15 protein-coding genes are annotated in these 15,731 nt (G+C 62.2%); 6 read left to right on the forward strand and 9 right to left on the reverse strand.

The window, feature by feature from the left end:
• Window positions 1–31: 31 nt before the first annotated feature.
• The 4 genes from FIU94_RS05615 to FIU94_RS05630 form a co-directional block, all read right to left on the reverse strand.
• Entirely contained in the window at window positions 32–778 is a 747-nt protein-coding gene (locus FIU94_RS05615; protein WP_152464843.1) for an SDR family oxidoreductase, read from the reverse strand.
• Window positions 779–878: 100 nt separating this feature from the next.
• Entirely contained in the window at window positions 879–2,477 is a 1,599-nt protein-coding gene (locus FIU94_RS05620; RefSeq protein WP_152464844.1) for an ABC transporter ATP-binding protein, read from the reverse strand.
• Window positions 2,474–3,289: an ABC transporter permease gene (locus FIU94_RS05625; protein ID WP_152464845.1), complete on the reverse strand. Its 816-nt coding sequence runs from the start codon at window positions 3,287–3,289 to the stop codon at window positions 2,474–2,476. Before FIU94_RS05625 ends, FIU94_RS05620 begins: the two co-directional genes overlap by 4 nt.
• A complete protein-coding gene (locus tag FIU94_RS05630; protein ID WP_152464846.1) occupies window positions 3,286–4,233 on the reverse strand; it encodes an ABC transporter permease in 948 nt (315 codons plus the stop codon). Before FIU94_RS05630 ends, FIU94_RS05625 begins: the two co-directional genes overlap by 4 nt.
• A 274-nt stretch (window positions 4,234–4,507) precedes the next feature.
• On the opposite strand from FIU94_RS05630, the gene FIU94_RS05635 reads away from it, so the two are divergent.
• Complete coding sequence (locus FIU94_RS05635; RefSeq protein ID WP_152464847.1) at window positions 4,508–4,918, forward strand: HdeA/HdeB family chaperone; 411 nt, start codon at window positions 4,508–4,510, stop codon at window positions 4,916–4,918.
• Between the two features lie 244 nt (window positions 4,919–5,162).
• Here FIU94_RS05635 and FIU94_RS05640 read toward each other — a convergent pair whose 3' ends face one another.
• Complete coding sequence (locus FIU94_RS05640; RefSeq protein WP_152464848.1) at window positions 5,163–6,344, reverse strand: acetyl-CoA C-acyltransferase family protein; 1,182 nt, start codon at window positions 6,342–6,344, stop codon at window positions 5,163–5,165.
• Window positions 6,345–6,447: 103 nt separating this feature from the next.
• On the opposite strand from FIU94_RS05640, the gene FIU94_RS05645 reads away from it, so the two are divergent.
• The 4 genes from FIU94_RS05645 to FIU94_RS05660 all read left to right on the forward strand — a co-directional run bounded on the left by FIU94_RS05645 (window position 6,448) and on the right by FIU94_RS05660 (window position 10,417).
• A complete protein-coding gene (locus FIU94_RS05645; protein ID WP_152464849.1) occupies window positions 6,448–7,014 on the forward strand; it encodes a helix-turn-helix domain-containing protein in 567 nt (188 codons plus the stop codon).
• 102 nt (window positions 7,015–7,116) lie between these two features.
• Window positions 7,117–8,304 carry a glycine C-acetyltransferase gene (locus FIU94_RS05650; RefSeq protein ID WP_152464850.1) on the forward strand — a complete coding sequence of 396 codons (1,188 nt, stop codon included), beginning with the start codon at window positions 7,117–7,119 and terminating at the stop codon, window positions 8,302–8,304.
• Window positions 8,301–9,353 (forward strand): L-threonine 3-dehydrogenase, encoded by a 1,053-nt coding sequence (gene tdh, locus FIU94_RS05655; RefSeq protein WP_152464851.1) that lies wholly within the window; start codon window positions 8,301–8,303, stop codon window positions 9,351–9,353. Before FIU94_RS05650 ends, tdh begins: the two co-directional genes overlap by 4 nt.
• A gap of 68 nt (window positions 9,354–9,421) precedes the next feature.
• Complete coding sequence (locus tag FIU94_RS05660; protein WP_152464852.1) at window positions 9,422–10,417, forward strand: phosphatase domain-containing protein; 996 nt, start codon at window positions 9,422–9,424, stop codon at window positions 10,415–10,417.
• A 15-nt stretch (window positions 10,418–10,432) separates the two neighbouring features.
• On the opposite strand, the gene FIU94_RS05665 is transcribed toward FIU94_RS05660, so the two are convergent.
• Window positions 10,433–11,161, reverse strand: a complete 729-nt coding sequence (locus FIU94_RS05665; protein ID WP_152464853.1) for a metallophosphoesterase family protein — start codon at window positions 11,159–11,161, stop codon at window positions 10,433–10,435.
• A gap of 26 nt (window positions 11,162–11,187) precedes the next feature.
• On the reverse strand, window positions 11,188–12,147 hold the full coding sequence (locus FIU94_RS05670; RefSeq protein WP_152464854.1) for a LysR family transcriptional regulator: 960 nt from the start codon (window positions 12,145–12,147) through the stop codon (window positions 11,188–11,190).
• 196 nt (window positions 12,148–12,343) lie between these two features.
• Here FIU94_RS05670 and FIU94_RS05675 point away from each other — a divergent pair, with 196 nt between their 5' ends.
• Entirely contained in the window at window positions 12,344–12,712 is a 369-nt protein-coding gene (locus tag FIU94_RS05675; RefSeq protein WP_152464855.1) for a hypothetical protein, read from the forward strand.
• Window positions 12,713–12,753: 41 nt separating this feature from the next.
• Here the strand turns inward: FIU94_RS05675 and serA are convergent, their stop codons facing one another.
• Together serA and FIU94_RS05685 are read right to left on the reverse strand one after the other, a co-directional pair.
• Entirely contained in the window at window positions 12,754–14,349 is a 1,596-nt protein-coding gene (gene serA / locus FIU94_RS05680; RefSeq protein ID WP_152464856.1) for a phosphoglycerate dehydrogenase, read from the reverse strand.
• Between the two features lie 88 nt (window positions 14,350–14,437).
• Window positions 14,438–15,577 (reverse strand): phosphoserine transaminase, encoded by a 1,140-nt coding sequence (locus tag FIU94_RS05685; RefSeq protein WP_152464857.1) that lies wholly within the window; start codon window positions 15,575–15,577, stop codon window positions 14,438–14,440.
• Between the last annotated feature and the right edge of the window lie 154 nt (window positions 15,578–15,731).

A 15,731-nucleotide genomic window follows, 5' to 3' on the forward strand; every position in this document is an offset into this window, starting at 1 on the left:
GTTCAGAAGTCGTGCTGCCAGGCGGTACCGGTCATATGCACCGTCCGCCATCCACTTCCATGGCGACGCCGGTGATCATGCTGGCCTCATCCGAGCAGAGAAACAGCGCCGCATTCCCCATATCCTGCGGCGTCGAAAACCGGCCCAGGGGGATGGTCGACAGGAACTTCGCCCTCATTTCCGGCGTGTCCTCACCCATGAAGCTTTTCAGAAGGGGGGTTTCACCCGCGACCGGGTTCAGCGCGTTCACGCGAATGCCCTTCGGGGCGAGCTCGACTGCCATCGCCTTGGTCGCGGTGATCATCCAGCCTTTCGAGGCATTGTACCAGCTCAGGTTCGGTCGCGGCGACACGCCGGCGGTGGACGCGACATTCAGGATCGCCCCCGCGCCGCGTTCTTTCATGTGCGGCGCCAGCGCGCGGGCGGTCAGGTAGACAGATCGCATGTTGACCCTGAAAACGCGGTCGAAGTCCTCTTCGGACACGTCATCCAGCGGTGTCGGAAGGTGAGTGACACCGGCGTTGTTGACCAGTATATCCACATGACCAAAGACATCCATCGCGGTGCGGGCCATGTCGTTGACAGACGCGCCGTCGCCCACATCCACGGTATGGGCCACGGCGTGGTCCCCCATCTCCTCGGCAAAGTCGCGTGCCGCGCTGGCGTTGATGTCCGCGATCATCACCCGCGCACCTTCCTGGATGAAGCGCCGCACGATCCCCGCGCCAAAGCCGGAAGCACCGCCGGTGATGATTGCTGTCTTCGCGGTCAGTCGCATGGCTTTGGCCTCCTGGTCGTTCAGCGCCCAGTGTGCCGCTTGCCGGGACGCTTGCCAAGCCCGGTCCGCGATCCACCCGAAAAGAGAAGCTTCCCGCCGGTCATCCCGTCTCTTGCAGTTGCGGCAGGACCGGGGCCGCATCTATCAGCGTCCTGGTATAGGGATGTTGCGGGTTCTCGAAGGTCTGTTCGGTTGGTCCTTCCTCGACGATCTTGCCTGACTTCATGACCAGCACCCTGTCCGTGACCGTGCGCACCACCGACAGGTCGTGCGAGATGAACAGATAGGTCAGGTCATAGGCACCGCAGAGATTGGCGAGCAAGTCGAGAATTTGGCTACGCACGGAGACATCCAGCGCGCTCACCGCTTCGTCGAACAGGATCAGCTCGGGCCGGATGATCAAGGCGCGCGCAATGGCGATACGCTGCCGTTGACCGCCCGAGAATTCGTGAATGTACTTGCGCGCGTCCGACGGGCCGAGACCGACGGCGGTCAATGCCTCGTCGATGGCGCGGGTGCGCGCGGCCCCCGTCGGCGGGTCGGGCAAAAGGTGGAACGGTTCCGTCACCAGCCGATCCACCCGGTGTCGGGGGTTGAAGCTGCCGAAAGGATCCTGGAACACAACCTGCATCTTGCGCCGCACGGCAAGATTGGGCGCGTTGCCCGAAAACACAGGCGCACCGTCCAGCGTGATGCTGCCCGCCTGGACCTGTTCGAGCCCCAGCAACGCGCGGGTCAGGGTGGATTTTCCACAGCCGGACTCGCCGACAAGCCCCAGCCGCTCCCCCCTTTGTATGGTAAAGGACACGTCATCGACGGCGCGGAAATGCTCGACCGGGCCAAACAGGGTCTTGCGCGGCAACCGATAATCCCGGCTGACGTTCGTGACCTCCAGCAGCGGTTTCTGTGCGGCTACCTTGGGCAGGGATACCTGATGACCGGAGGCCGCAAAGAGCATCTTCGTGTAAGGGTGGTTCATGTGTCGAAGCAGGTGCCCGGTTTCGCCCTCTTCCACCACTTCGCCGTTGCGCATGACCACGATACGATCCGCCAGGTCGGCGACCACAGCCAGGTCATGGGTGATCATCATCAGGCCCATCGCGTCCGTGCGGGCGAGGTGCCTGAGCAATTCGAGGATCTGCGCCTGCGTCGTGACGTCCAGTGCGGTGGTGGGTTCGTCGGCGATCAGCAAACGAGGCCGCAGCACGATGGCCATGGCAATCACCACGCGCTGGCGTTGCCCGCCCGACAGTTCGTGCGGATACCGGCTGAGCGGAAAGCGGTCCTGCGGCAGACCCACCCTCGCAAGGGTCTGCGCCGCGCGTTCCTCGGCCTCGGCGCGGGAGGTGTCGGGTTCGTGGATGCGGACGGTTTCGGCCACCTGGGCACCGATGGTCTGCACCGGGTTCAGGGCCGTCATCGGTTCCTGGAACACCATGCCGATGTCATTGCCGCGGATGCCGCAAAGCGTCTGTTCGCTTTGTTGTGCCAGATCCCGGTCCGCGAAGATGATCCGGCCCTGCGTCTGCGTCCCCTTGGGCAGCAATTGCATGCTGGCCAGGGCGGTTAGGGATTTGCCCGACCCGCTTTCTCCGGTGATCGCGACGATCTCTCCCTCGTTGATGGACAGGGTCACATCGCGCAGGATGTTGATCCCGTAGATCGACAGCGACAGGTTCTGGATCGACAGCAGGCTCATGCGCGCACCACCCGCAACCGCGGGTCGAGATAATCGCGCAGCCCGTCGCCCATCAGATTGAGACCCAGCACAGTGAGAATGATCGCGAACCCGGGGACCAGGGCCATATGCGGTGCGATGCTGACCAGTGTCTGGGCATCGGCCAGCATCCTTCCCCAAGAGGGCGTCGGCGGCTGCGCGCCCAGGCCCACATAGCTCAGCGCGGCCTCGGCCAGAATCCCCAGCGAGAACTGGATGGTGCCCTGAACGATCAGCAGGTTCGTGATGTTGGGCAGGATATGCTCGACCGAGATGCGCGGGGCGGATTTGCCCGCAACCCGTGCCGCCAGGATGAACTCGCGCTGCCACAGCGACAGCGCCGCGCCCCGTGTGATCCGTGCGAAGACAGGGATGTTGAAGATACCGATGGCGATGATGGCATTGATCGCCCCGGCGCCGAAGACTGCGGTGATCAGGATCGCGATGACGATGCTGGGAAAGGCAAAGACAAGGTCGTTGCCCCGCATGATCAGTTCGTCCAGCCAGCTGCCCTGACGCGCCGCGGCCCACAAGCCCAGCGGAATGCCCAGCCCCATGCCGATGCCCACCGCCACCAGCGCGACGGCGATGGAGGTGCGGGCACCGACCATAATCATGCTCAGGATGTCGCGGCCGAAATGGTCGGTGCCCAGAAGATGTATCGCATCCGGTGTCTGAAGCTTGTTCGGAATATCCAGCGCGGCGTAGTCGTATGGGGTCCAGAAAAAGCTGATCAGCGCAGCGAGGACGAAGAGCGCGGACAGCATTGCGCCGATGATAAGGTTACGCCTCATGTTCGCGACCTGAGCCTCGGGTCCACCGCCGCATAGGCGAGATCAACAAGGAAGTTCACCAAAATGACCGAAAACACCAGCAGCATCACGACGGATTCCACGACGATCAGGTCCCGGGCCGAGATCGACTGGAACACCAGCCGTCCAAGCCCGGGCAGATAGAAGACCTGTTCAATGATGATCGACCCGGCCAGAAGGAAAGAGAACTGCAGGCCGATGATCGTCAGCACCGGGATCAGCGCGTTGCGCAGCCCGTGCCGCCACAGCGCCTGCCGTTCGCTCAGCCCTTTGGCGCGTGCGGTGCGCATGAAGTCCTCACCAAGGACGTCCAGCAGCGATGACCGCATGACCCGCGCCAGAATCGCCGCCTGCGGCAATGCCAGCGCGACGGCAGGCAGTGTCAGTGCGTGGATGCCTGCCCAAAAGCCGCTGTCCCATCCGGCAAAGCCCCCCGCCGCGAACCAGCGCAGATTGATGGCAAAGACCAGCACAAGCATCATTGCGAACCAGAAGTTTGGGACCGCCACGCCCAGTTGCGTCGCCCCCATTACGCCGATGTCTCCGGCCTGCCCGCGGCGGGACGCCGCGAAAAGGCCCGCGGGAAAGGCCACCGCCGTGCTAAGCACAAGCGCGTAGATCGCCAACGGCAATGAGACCCACAACCGGTCAGCTACCATGCCGATCACCGGCGTCCGGTAGGTGTAGGATGTTCCGAAATCTCCGGTCAGCATGCCGCCGACCCAGGACAGGTACCGCTGGACCTTGGATTCGTCCAACCCAAGCTCCGTACGCAGGGCCGCCAGAGTCTCTGGCTGGGCGTTCATCCCCAACATGAACGAAGCCGGGTCGCCCGGTGCGACTTCGATCACCGCGAAAATCACCACGGACGCGACGGCGAGGCTCAGCAGCAGGGAGAGCAATCTTTTGAAGGTGTACCTGACCATTTTTCAGAAGGTTATGCGCAGTCGTGAGAGCCGTCCAGAGCAGATGACAACGCATCTGGCGCGGGCCTTCACATCGTCTAGAATTTGTTCATTCATCATCGCCGAGCCCGCCTGTCAGCGGAATTCCGCATGTTATTTCAGAACCAATTCTCTATTTGAATTCAAATGATTGGATCATTTCAGGCGGCTGTTGCCTGCAGAAAACTTTGCGCGAATATGGAACCGTCGCTTGCTGAGGTTGTTGTCACTTCAACAGTTAGCAAAGGAGATTAAGATGAATATTGCACTCAAAACGCTCGCCGCAGCCACTCTTGCCGGGTCGTTTGCCGCACCGGTTTTCGCCGCTGCGCACATGGATGTGTCGACCATGACCTGCGAGCAATACAATGAACTGGGTGGTGCGGACCGCGACAAGGTCGCGATGATGGTTCTGGCCGATATGGATTCCAACACTGCTGGCAGCGATGGCACTGCAACTGCGACCGAGTCTGCAGACATGGAGCAAGCGGAAGAAAGCAACGATACCGCATCGCTTGAAGGTTCCGCAAACTCCACTTCCATCGCCGGTGCCGACGATGATCTGGCCATGATGGCCGAAGACATCAAGCGCCTGAACCGCGTCTGTTCGCGCAACTGGGACGCAATGGTGACGGAAGCCGCAGCTGGCCTGCCCGGCACGCGGTAACTTGGCCGATTGACCGGTCCGCGCCATGCGTGGTTCTTCTCAGCAATGAGGCCGGAATAAACTAGTGAAGTTTGGGGCACCTTCGGGTGCCCCAAGTGCATTGGGCATCTGACGTATAGAAAGATGTCACGTCGGGAAACGGTCCCCGGACATTCCGTTGAGCCTTCAGGCGGCTGATCCCGCCCTTTCATACAAGCAAGCGCGTGCAGACAAGTCAGGCCCGCGCGTACCGATATTCAGCGTCTCACCCCATGCGCTCGATCGCCAGCGCAATGCCCTGACCGCCGCCGATACACATCGTGATCAGGGCACGTTTGCCGCCGATCCGTTCCAGTTCGTACAACGCCTTGACCGTGATGATCGCGCCTGTGGCACCCACCGGATGTCCCAATGCGATGGCCCCGCCGTTGGGGTTCACCTTGGCCGGGTCGAAGTTCAGCTTCCGGGATACCGCGACCGCCTGGGCGGCGAAAGCCTCGTTGCTTTCAATGACATCGAAATCTTCGGCCCGCAAACCGGTGCGTTCCAGCAGCTTTTCGACAGCAGGGACCGGGCCGATCCCCATCACCTCGGGCCGGACTCCGGCGTGGGCATAGCCGAGGATACGCGCGCGCGGGGTCAGCCCGGCCTTTTGTGCCGCGTCGGCGGTGGCCAGCACCAGGGCGGCGGCCCCGTCGTTGATGCCGCTGGCGTTTCCGGCGGTCACTGCGCCATCTTTCTTGAATACGGGGCGCAGACCGGCAAGCGCCTCTGCGGTGGTGGCCTTGGGATGCTCGTCCACCTCAAAGGCGACGGTCTCACGCTTTACCTTCACATCGACAGGGGTGATCTGTTCCTTGAAATGTCCCGCCTCAATGGCAGCACGTGCCCTTTCCTGGCTTTCCAGTGCGAAAGCATCCATGTCTGCCCGGCTGATGCCGTGTTCCGCGGCGACGTTTTCGGCGGTGACACCCATATGGCCACTGCCAAAGGGGCAGTTGAGCGTGCCCAGCATCATATCGACGGATCTGACGTCACCCATTTTCTGCCCCCAGCGGGCGTTCTGCAGAAGGTAGGGCGACCGCGACATGTTCTCGGCACCACCGGCAAGGCCGAATTCCGCATCGCCCAGCATCAGGGATTGCATGACCGAAACGATGGCCTGAACACCGGAGCCGCACAGGCGGTTCACGTTCATCGCGGGAACCTCTTCCGGGACACCTGCCTGCATGGCGGCGACCCGCGACAGATACATGTCGCGCGGTTCGGTGTTGATCACATTGCCGAAAGCGACATGCCCGATGCGGTCCGGGGCGACACCGGCCCGTTCGATTGCCGCTTTCGCCGCTGTGCAGCCCAGGTCGATGGGCGCAACACCCGCCAGCGCCCCGCCGAAGGTGCCGATGGCGGTGCGGGCGCCGCCCAGGATTACGATATCTTTTGTCATGATGTTTCCTTTGTCCTTCGTCGAATATGGCCGAACCTGAACCGAATGTCAGGACCAAACCGGCGCGTTGACTTTTCCGACAGCACCGGCAAAACCCTCCGTTATGACGGAGAAGCCGGACCCCATGTTGTCGAAACTGCCCGCCCGCCTGAAACAGGCGCGGCTGGGTCAGGGGCTGTCACTAGAGGCGGTGGCGAAACTTTCGGGTGTCTCGCGTTCCATGGTCAGCCAGATCGAAAGAGGGGAATCGTCACCGACCATCGCGACGCTGTGGAACCTTACCCGTGCTCTTCAGGTGGATTTCGCGGGGTTGCTGGACCAGGACCCGCAGGTTTCGCGGATTGAACTTTTAAGGGCGCATGACGTCCCCACCATCAACAACCTTGGATCACGCTGCCGGATCAGGATCCTGTCACCCCCGGAGGATGCAGGCCGGCACGAGGTCTATGAACTGCGCATGGACGATGGCGGCACGCTGGACAGTGACCCGCATGCGCGCGGTGCGCGGGAGCATCTGACGGTGATCAAAGGTCAGGTCACACTGACCAGCGGGGCCAGCCAGGAAACGCTCCAAGCGTCCGACACGGCGCGCTACCCGGCGGACGTGGCGCATTCCATCGCCGCGCGAGAAGGCCCGGTGCATGCGTTTCTCGTGGTTCGCTATACTTAGGCCATCGCCAGGATCCCTTAAAACGGATTTTGTCCGTAATAACGGATTATTTTGTTTTCAGCCGGATCAGGCCATGTTAACTGGCAGGAAAAGGACCTGCCCATGACCCAAACCTATCTCAATCATATCGAAGACATGCTGGCCGAGATCGACAAGGCTGGCATGATGAAGAAAGAGCGGTTGATCACCTCGCCGCAGGCGACGACGATCAAGGTCGGCGGGCGGTCCGTCATCAACCTGTGCGCGAACAACTACCTGGGCCTGGCCGACCATCCCGACCTGATCGCGGCCGCCAAGGATGCGATGGACCCCAAGGGGTTCGGCATGGCGTCGGTCCGGTTTATCTGCGGCACGCAGGACATCCACCGCGAGCTTGAGCAGCGCCTGGCCGCCTTTCTGGGCAAGGACGATTCGATTCTCTTTGCCGCCTGTTTCGATGCCAACGGCGGATTGTTCGAACCCCTGTTCGGACCGGAAGATGCCGTTGTCTCGGACGCGCTGAACCATGCGTCGATCATCGACGGCATCCGGCTGTGCAAGGCCAGACGCTATCGCTATGCCAACAGTGACATGGATGACCTCGAAGGTCAGTTGAAACTGGCCCGCGAAGAAGGCGCGCGTTTTATCGTGATCGCGACCGACGGTGTGTTCAGCATGGACGGATACCTGGCCCGGCTGCCCGAGATTACGGCGCTGGCCGAGAAATACGAGGCGCTGGTCATGGTAGACGATTGCCACGCCACCGGTTTCATGGGGCCAAAGGGCGCTGGCACGCCAGCACACTTCGGGGTGGATGTGGACCTGCTGACCGGCACGCTGGGCAAGGCGCTGGGCGGGGCCCTTGGCGGTTACATCGCCGGTCCGCAGCCGGTGATCGACCTGCTGCGCCAGCGTGCGCGGCCCTATCTGTTTTCCAACTCCCTGCCGCCGGCCATCGTCATGGCGGGGCTCAAGGCGCTCGACCTGGTCGAGGCTGGCGATGACCGCCGCGCGCGCCTGTTCGAGAACACCGAATATTGGCGCGCCGGACTGGACGCACTGGGGTTCGACCTGTTGCCGGGTGAACATCCGATCGTGCCGGTGATGCTGGGCGAGGCGCAGCTTGCGCAGGATATGGCGACACATCTGTTCGAAGAAGGTGTCTATATCAGCGGGTTCTTCTTTCCGGTCGTTCCGCGCGGACAGGCGCGCATCCGGACACAGATGAACGCGGCGCTGACGCGGGATGAACTTGATCAAGCTCTCGCCGCCTTTGAGGCTGCCGGTAAGGCCTGTGGAATTCTGGCATGAGCAACGAGATGAAGGCGCTGAGCAAGCTGCACCCCCGCGAGGGGCTTTGGCTGACCCACGCCCCGGTGCCTGAGATCGGCCCGGACGACGTGCTGATACGGATCAACAAGACCGGCATTTGCGGCACGGATATCCACATCTGGAACTGGGATGACTGGGCGGCGTCAACGGTACCGGTGCCGATGATCACCGGTCATGAATTCGCGGGCGAGATCGTCGAAATCGGGCGCAATGTCGAGGGACTGGAGATCGGCCAGCGGTGTTCGGGAGAAGGCCATCTGATCGGCAAACAATCGCGCCAGTCGCGGGCCGGAAAATTTCACCTGGACCCGGCAACCAGAGGGATCGGGGTGAACGAACAAGGCGCCTTCGCGGAATACCTGCGTTTGCCCGCGTTCAACGTCGTTCCGCTGCCCGACACCATCAGCGATGACATCGGGGCCATTCTGGACCCGCTGGGCAATGCGGTACATACCGCGCTCAGCTTTGATCTGGTGGGTGAAGACGTGCTGATCACCGGCGCCGGGCCGATCGGCATCATGGCAGCGGCGGTGGCGCGGCATGTGGGCGCGCGGCATGTGGCGATCACCGACATCAACCCGGCGCGGCTGGACCTGGCGGCGAACGTGGCGGACGTGGTGCCCGTGAACGTGGCCAAGGAGGACCTGCGCGATGTCGTCGCGCGGTTGAAGATGAAGCAGGGCTTTGACGTGGGCATGGAAATGTCCGGCGCGCAGGCGGCGCTCGACCAGATGGTCGAGGCGATGACCATGGGTGGCCGCATCGCCATGCTGGGCATTCCGCCGGGAAAGTCGCCGGTGGATTGGAGCCGCATCGTGTTCAAGGCGATCACGATCAAAGGCGTCTACGGGCGCGAGATTTTCGAGACCTGGTACAAGATGATCGCGATGCTGGAGAACGGTCTGGATGTTTCTGCCATCATCACCCACCGCTTTGCGGTCGATGATTTCGACGCCGGTTTCGCGGCAATGAAGTCAGGTGAGTCGGGCAAGGTCGTGTTGGACTGGACTGGCGCGCGGCGCTCCTGAGCCTTCGGCCAGGTCGCCCCGCCCGCCATCCCGTTGCGCCTCGGCGCGGACGGTGCAAAACAGGTCGAATGTTCAAACGTCTTCTGCATCGCCTTGCGCACCGGGTCGAGCGCGTCATCGACCGCTTGCGCGGCCAGCGCGACCGGCGGCGGGTCATCGACCCCTATATCGGCTATGCCACACCCGACCACCTGGTGGTGCGGGGCCGGGTGCTGACCGCGCTGCGCCGCAACAAACCCGTTCCCGATCAGTCGGCGTGGCTGAACCTGCGTCAGATGGTGTCGCTCTTTCTCACGGACGAAGTTGTCGGGGTCGAGGTGCGGGCGCGGGGTGTCGCGGCGCTTTCGGACGACGAAGGCTACTTTACCCTGTTGCTCCCACGGGGCGACGACACGGGTTGGGTGGACGTGACGGTTGCGATTGCAGGGCATGAGGCTGCAGCGACCTGTCCCGTCCTGATCGCACGGGCGGACGCGTCCTATGGCGTGATTTCGGACATCGACGACACCGTGCTGCGCACCGGGGCATATTCGCTGCCGCGCAACCTGTGGACCTCGCTCACGGGAAACGCATTGACCCGAGAGCTGTTCGAAGACGCGACGACCTTCATGGCAGACCTGTCGGATGGCGGTCGTAATCCCGTCTATTACGTCAGCTCCAGCCCCTGGAACCTGCATCATTTCCTGCGCCGCATCTTTGCCGCCGCTGGCCTGGTGGAAGGGCCGAAGTTCCTGCGCGACTACGGCATCGGAGAGACCCAGTTCATCACCGGCACGCATGGCGATCACAAAGGGTCCAGCATCGACGTGATCCTGGCCGCCAATCCTGCGCTTCGCTTCGTCCTGGTGGGCGATACCGGTCAGCACGATGCCTTTGTCTATCGCGATGCCATCGCCCGGCATCCCGGACGTATCGCGGCGGTTGTCCTGCGGGAGCCGGGGCCGGGGCCGGGTCCGGACGATGCGGCAGCGATGCAGCAGATCGCGGCCAGTGTCCGGCTGTTCCATGCGCCGACATTCGATGGTTTCGCCGAACCGCTGCGCAAGGCGCTGGGCGCAGGCTGACCGGCTGCCCCCTGCTCAGGGCGTCAGCGGCACCCGGCCGGTTTCGGTCAACAGCCAGCAGGCGTGCCCTTCGAACACCACCGCCGACAGCGGTTCGCCGTAACCCGCCCCGCTGTCGAGGTTGACCCGGTTGCCGTAATGACGGGCGGAGGAGACCGGCGTGTGGCCATGCACGATGAGCTTGGGGTGCGCAGCCTCGTAATCGTGGAATTCCTTGCGAATCCACAGCAGATCTTCTTCATCCTGCGCGGCCAGCGGCACGCCGGGTTTGATGCCGGCATGGCAAAAGAACAGATCGTCGGTTTCAAAGGACAATTCGAGCCGGGCCAGAAAGTCCAGATGGCTTTGCGGCACGGCATCCCGTGCGGCGCGGTGCACCGCGAGCATCCTGCTTCGCCCGCTGAAATCAATCCCGTAAGAGGCGAGCGTGGTGTCACCGCCCAGCCGTTCGTGCAGCCAGTAGAGGTTCACGGGCAGGTAGGCTTCGTGCCGGGGATAGTCCTGCATGAACCATTCGAACATGCGGTCGTGATTGCCTTTGATAAAGGTCCATGGCCTGCCTTCGCGCTGTCCTTCGATCAGCGTTTCAAGCACGCCCCGGCTGTCCGGTCCGCGATCCGTGTAGTCCCCCAGGAAGACGATGCGCGCCTGCGCGCCGCCGTCCGCTTCGATCAGGGAGAGGACCCGCTGCAGTTCGTGCAACTGTCCGTGAATGTCGCCAACGGCGTAGATGGGATTGCTCATGGTCAGGACGTAACCCGGTCGGCAGATCAAGGAAAGGGGGGCTGCGCGGGTGGCGGAGTTTCATGATCAAGCGGTGCCATCAGATCGGCGATGACACCCCTGATCCAGCGATGTGCGGCAGCATTGGTACGCCGGCGGTGCCAGATCATGCCGATCATCGGCCCCGGCATCGCGAGGGGGGGCGTCAGGATCTGAAGGTTCAGCTTGGTGACGATCTTCTGGGCCAGCTGATCGGGTACGATAGCGACATAGTCTGTCTCGGCCACCGCACTGCATACGCCGTACATGACCGGCAGCGTCATGACGACCCGCCGTTCACGACCCACGGCGGCCAGCGCGGCGTCGCTCATTGCCTGCAGATTCCCCTCGGGCGAGAAAAGGATATGACCGAGGTCGCAGAAGGTATCCAGGTCGATTTCACCCGGTGTCGGCAAAGCGGCCAGTCTGGGGTGGCCACGCCGTGCGATCATGGCAAACCGGGCCCGGAACATCGGTTGCCATTCCATCCAGGAGGGGCCCTTCATTTCGGGGACCATGGCAAGGTCGACATCCTGCCGCTCCAGTGCTCCGGCAAAGTTGTCGGGCACGAGGTCCACCAGCTGGATGCGGACGCCCGGCGCGTCCTGTCCCAGTTTTTCGGCCAGGGCGGGCATCAGCATTTCGGCGAAAAAGTCGCTGCCAGACAGACAGAATCGGTCCTCTGCCACCGCCGGGTCGAAAAGCGGTGGACCGGACAGAACGGCTTCGGTCTGTTCCAGCACTTTCCGCAGTGGGTCGGCCAACGAAAGGGCATAGTCAGTGGGTTCCAGACGTGGGCCGACGCGGACGAGCAAGGGGTCGTTCAGCGCGAGGCGCAGCCTGCTCAGCGCCGCCGACACGGCAGGTTGCGACAACCCGATACGCTGACCGGCACGGGTCGTGGACCGGGTGTCCAGCAGTGCGTCGAGAACGCGCAGCAGATTGAGGTCGAAGCTGGAGAAATTCATGGTGTGGATAATGATAATACATTCAATAGATTTTTTGTATCATAATTCTTCTGGCAGACTGCACGCATGATTTGAAAGAAGTCATACTTGCCTGAAGGGCTGCCTTTCGCATCTGCGGTGGCAGCCCTGATTATGCAGGGTCGGAGAATAGGTTTGGTGGCAAATCGCCCGAAGAGGTCGAAATGAAAGGTAAACTATGAAGGGTCTGTCGTTTTACTTCCTGGTCGTGGGGGTGCTGTCGGCGCTGGTCGGAATGGTGTGGGGGATCCAGATGTCCGCCACGCATGATCACGGCTTGTCGCCCGCGCACGGGCATCTCAACCTGATCGGCTGGGTCAGCATGACGCTGTTTGCGCTCTACTACCACGCGGTGCCCGCCGCCGCGGATAGCAGACTGGCGAAGGTTCACTTCGCGGTTTCGGTCGTCGGTTTGGTCGTGCTGGTGCCGGGCATCGCCATCGTGCTGTCCGCGGGAACGGAACTGCTGGCGCAGGTGGGATCGCTGGTCAGCGTTGCGGCGATGTTGGTGTTTCTGGCCGTGGTTCTGCGCAACCGGGTGGCATGAAGGAAAAAGGGCGCCCCTGCCGGAGCGCCCTGAACCGCCTGTCAGGCCACGTCGAACTGGAGGGGCTTGATTTGTTTGAACATGCCCGTCGCGTGCAATTTCTGAATGACCGGTTCGGGCACGACTTCATCCACATAAAGCAGCGCGATGGCCTCTCCCTTGGCGGCTGAGCGGCCCAATGTGAAGTTGGCGATGTTCACGTTGTTCTCGCCCATGGTCTGGCCCAGCGTACCGATGATGCCGGGCACATCCTCGTTCGTGGTATAGAGCATATGCGCCCCGATCTCGGCGTCGATGTTGATGCCCTTGATCTGGATAAAGCGCGGCTTGCCGTCGGAAAAGACGGTGCCTGCGATGGACCGCTCGCGTTTGTCAGTGACCACAGTGACCTTGACATAGCCGTCAAAGACCCCCGATTTGTCCTGATTGGTGGTGCTGATCTGGATGCCCTTTTCGCGTGCGACGACCGGGGCAGAGACCATGTTCACATCTGGGTTGGCGCGTTTCATGATGCCCGCAACCACCCCACAGTTGAGCGCGTCGAGGTTCATCTTGCCGACCGACCCGTCGTAGAGAATATTGATCGCCTTGATCGGTTCATCTGTCATCTGACCGATGAAAGCCCCCAGATGACCGGCCAGTTTGAGCCAGGGACCCATGACCTTGGCTTCCTCGGCGGTGACGGATGGCATGTTCAGCGCGTTGCTGACGGCACCTGTCAGCAGATAGTCCGACATCTGTTCGGCCACCTGAAGTGCGACGTTCTCCTGCGCCTCTGAGGTGGCGGCACCGAGGTGCGGTGTGCAGACCACGTTGGGCAGGTTGAACAGCGGGTTTTCGGTGGCGGGTTCAACCTTGAACACGTCAAAGGCCGCCCCTGCCACATGGCCTGATTTCAGCATGTCGGCCAGCGCCTCTTCGTCCACCAGACCGCCCCGGGCGCAGTTGATGATACGCACGCCTTTCTTGGTTTTCTGCAGGTTTTCGCGGCTGAGGATATTGGCGGTCTGGTCGGTGAAAGGAACGTGCAGGGTGATGAAATCGGCGCGTTTCAGCAGGTCGTCAAGTTCGACCTTCTCGACGCCCATCTTCTTAGCCTTCTCGTCGCCGAGGAAGGGATCATATGCGACGACCTTCATCTTGAGGCCGCGTGCACGGTCACAGACGATACCGCCGATATTGCCCGCGCCGATCACGCCCAGCGTCTTGCCGGTCAGTTCGACGCCCATGAATTTGGACTTTTCCCATTTGCCCGCGTGGGTCGAGGCGGACGCTTCGGGGATCTGGCGCGCCACGGCGAACATCATCGCGATGGCGTGTTCGGCGGTCGTGATCATGTTGCCGAAAGGCGTGTTCATGACGATCACGCCTTTCTTCGACGCTTCGTCCTTGTCGATGTTGTCGGTGCCGATACCGGCGCGACCAATCACCTTGAGGTTCGGCGCATTGGCGAGGATCTTTTCCGTGACCTTGGTCGCCGACCTGATGGCGAGACCGTCGTAGTTGCCGATGACTTCGGCCAGCTTGTCCTTGTCCTTGCCCAGATCGGGCTGAAAATCGACGTCAATGCCACGGTCCTTGAAGATCTGCACGGCGGCGTCGGATAGTTTGTCGGAGATGAGTACTTTGGGAGCCATTGCTGTGGTCCTTGAATGGAATGGGGGGATGGTGCGTGGAAACCACGGACCCTACCGGCAGGGGGCAGGGTGCGTGCTCGGCACGCACCTATGCGTTGATTTCGGCCTCGAACGCCCAGGCGAGCCAGGGCAGCATTGCCTCGATATCGGCGGTTTCGACCGTGCCGCCGCACCAGATGCGCAGGCCCGGAGGGGCGTCGCGGTAGGCGCCGATGTCCAGTGCCACATCCTCATCCGCCAGACGCTTCGCCACGGCCTTGGCAAAAGCGGCGCCGTCGATGATGCGGTCATCGGTGAACTTCAGGCAGACCGACGTGTTGGACCGCGTGGCCGGGTCGGCAGCGAGGAAGTCTATCCAGTCGTGTTCCGCGACAAATTCGGCAATGGCCCTGGCGTTGGCATCTGCCCGTGCGATCAGACCTTTGAGCCCGCCCACAGATTTGGCCCAGTCCAGCGCCAGCAGGTAGTCCTCGACACAGAGCATGGAGGGGGTGTTGATCGTTTCACCCTTGAAGATGCCTTCGTTCAGCTTGCCGCCTTTCGTCAGGCGGAAAATCTTCGGCAGCGGCCAGGCGGGGGTGTAGCTTTCCAGCCGTTCCACCGCGCGGGGCGACAGGATCAGCATGCCGTGGGCCGCTTCACCGCCCAGCACTTTCTGCCAGGAGAATGTCGTCACATCCAGCTTGTCCCAGGGCAGGTCCTGCGCAAAGGCGGCCGAGGTCGCGTCGCACAGCGTCAGACCCGCACGATCCGCCGGGATCGCATCGCCATTCGGCATCCGCACGCCGGAGGTGGTGCCGTTCCAGGTAAAGCAGACATCGTTGTCGTAGTTGAGCGCGGTCATGTCCACGATCTGGCCATAGTCAGCCTCGTGCACCGTCGCTTCGATCTTGAGCTGTTTGACCACGTCAGTGACCCAGCCCGCGCCGAAGGATTCCCAGGCGACCATTTCGGCAGGGCGTTCGCCCAGCAGCGACCACATGGCCATTTCGAAAGCGCCGGTGTCGGAGGCGGGCACGATACCGATGCGGTAATCCGCGGGCACACCGAGGACCTCGCGGGTCGTCTCGATCGCCGCAAGCAGTTTGGCTTTGCCGGGTGCGGCGCGGTGGCTGCGCCCCAGGGGCGCGGACGCCAGCTTGTTCAGATCGAATGTGGGGATTTTGGCACAGGGGCCGGAAGAAAAACGCGGATTAGCCGGCCGCGCAGCCGGTGCAGTAATAGCCATTGATGCTACCCTCTCAGATATGCGCCCTTCGTTGGGGAAGGGTGTCCCAAGATTGCGTTTAAGGGGTCACTCTGGCTGGCGCAATCTGAAAAACGTGTCTAGAACGCCGCCTTGTCGCACATTTGCGACCTCAATGACGCGGATCGGAAACTTC

The organism is Sulfitobacter sp. THAF37 (genome assembly GCF_009363555.1).
Lineage (GTDB): Bacteria > Pseudomonadota > Alphaproteobacteria > Rhodobacterales > Rhodobacteraceae > Sulfitobacter.

Coding starts and splice junctions, on each gene's coding strand:
- FIU94_RS05615 (WP_152464843.1), bottom strand. CDS start 778: ATGCGACTGACCGCGAAGACAGCAATCATCACCGGCGGTGCTTCCGGC.
- FIU94_RS05620 (WP_152464844.1), bottom strand. CDS start 2,477: ATGAGCCTGCTGTCGATCCAGAACCTGTCGCTGTCGATCTACGGGATC.
- FIU94_RS05625 (WP_152464845.1), bottom strand. CDS start 3,289: ATGAGGCGTAACCTTATCATCGGCGCAATGCTGTCCGCGCTCTTCGTC.
- FIU94_RS05630 (WP_152464846.1), bottom strand. CDS start 4,233: ATGGTCAGGTACACCTTCAAAAGATTGCTCTCCCTGCTGCTGAGCCTC.
- FIU94_RS05635 (WP_152464847.1), top strand. CDS start 4,508: ATGAATATTGCACTCAAAACGCTCGCCGCAGCCACTCTTGCCGGGTCG.
- FIU94_RS05640 (WP_152464848.1), bottom strand. CDS start 6,344: ATGACAAAAGATATCGTAATCCTGGGCGGCGCCCGCACCGCCATCGGC.
- FIU94_RS05645 (WP_152464849.1), top strand. CDS start 6,448: ATGACGGAGAAGCCGGACCCCATGTTGTCGAAACTGCCCGCCCGCCTG.
- FIU94_RS05650 (WP_152464850.1), top strand. CDS start 7,117: ATGACCCAAACCTATCTCAATCATATCGAAGACATGCTGGCCGAGATC.
- tdh (WP_152464851.1), top strand. CDS start 8,301: ATGAGCAACGAGATGAAGGCGCTGAGCAAGCTGCACCCCCGCGAGGGG.
- FIU94_RS05660 (WP_152464852.1), top strand. CDS start 9,422: ATGTTCAAACGTCTTCTGCATCGCCTTGCGCACCGGGTCGAGCGCGTC.
- FIU94_RS05665 (WP_152464853.1), bottom strand. CDS start 11,161: ATGAGCAATCCCATCTACGCCGTTGGCGACATTCACGGACAGTTGCAC.
- FIU94_RS05670 (WP_152464854.1), bottom strand. CDS start 12,147: ATGAATTTCTCCAGCTTCGACCTCAATCTGCTGCGCGTTCTCGACGCA.
- FIU94_RS05675 (WP_152464855.1), top strand. CDS start 12,344: ATGAAGGGTCTGTCGTTTTACTTCCTGGTCGTGGGGGTGCTGTCGGCG.
- serA (WP_152464856.1), bottom strand. CDS start 14,349: ATGGCTCCCAAAGTACTCATCTCCGACAAACTATCCGACGCCGCCGTG.
- FIU94_RS05685 (WP_152464857.1), bottom strand. CDS start 15,577: ATGGCTATTACTGCACCGGCTGCGCGGCCGGCTAATCCGCGTTTTTCT.